At 42.6% G+C, this 828-nt stretch carries 1 protein-coding gene; it reads right to left on the minus strand.

Annotation, left to right across the window (positions count from 1 at the left end):
- Window positions 1-9 precede the first annotated feature (9 nt).
- Window positions 10-794, minus strand: a protein-coding gene (locus KGF65_RS16740; RefSeq protein ID WP_225423544.1) for an IS5 family transposase whose coding sequence is annotated in 2 segments (ribosomal slippage) — window positions 10-512 and window positions 512-794 — 786 coding nt in all. Because the reading frame shifts where the segments join, the coding sequence is not laid out codon by codon here.
- Between the last annotated feature and the right edge of the window lie 34 nt (window positions 795-828).

Raw genomic sequence — 828 nt, forward strand, 5'->3', positions numbered from 1 at the left:
AGAACCTGTTTAAAATCTTCTTAGGAGTAATACCAGAAACGCTAAGATAACCATTTGACGACTTGAATTGAGTTTACGCTCACAGTTCTTCCAAAGTCGTCGACATTTATCCAACCAACTGAAGGAACGTTCAATGATCCAGCGTTGTGGCAGTACTTCGAATTTATGAAGCTCATTGCGTTTAGCCACCTGGACGGTGGCGTTTAAATTAGTGTAAACATCAGCGGCAAAATTCGATCCAGTGTAGCCACCATCGACAAGAACCGATTTAACTTGCTGTAAATGCCCAGAATTTAGAGCTAACATGGCACTGGCTCCATTACGGTCGGAAACATTGGCCGTGGTGATGTGAATTGCTTGTGGTAAGCCGTTAATATCAACCGCTAGGTGGCGTTTGATGCCGGATATGCGTTTACCACCGTCGTAGCCGCGATGCTCAGCAGTATCGGTATTTTTAACGCTTTGTGCGTCAATGATTATGAAAGATGTTCTAGCCGAGCGTGACTGTTTTTCCCGTAGGGTAAAGACAATTTTTTTAAACACTGATCTAAGATTGATAGTTCATCAATAATCTGTTCCTCAGACCATACGCGATAATAGTAATAGACCAATTGCCAGCGAGGAAAATCAACTGGTAACTCGCGCCATTGACAGCCAGTTCTTAAAACATAGACAACTGCACAGAACAACTCATAAAGATCATACTTTCGAGGCCTCGTTGAACGCCGTGCAGCTTCTAAGTCGGGACGAATGAGTTCAAATTGTTGGCGGGAAATATTGCTTGGGTAGTTCATGACTAATCACCTTTTTTGAACTATCATACCAAAT

This window comes from Lactiplantibacillus sp. 30.2.29, assembly GCF_018991255.1.
GTDB lineage: Bacteria > Bacillota > Bacilli > Lactobacillales > Lactobacillaceae > Lactiplantibacillus > Lactiplantibacillus pentosus.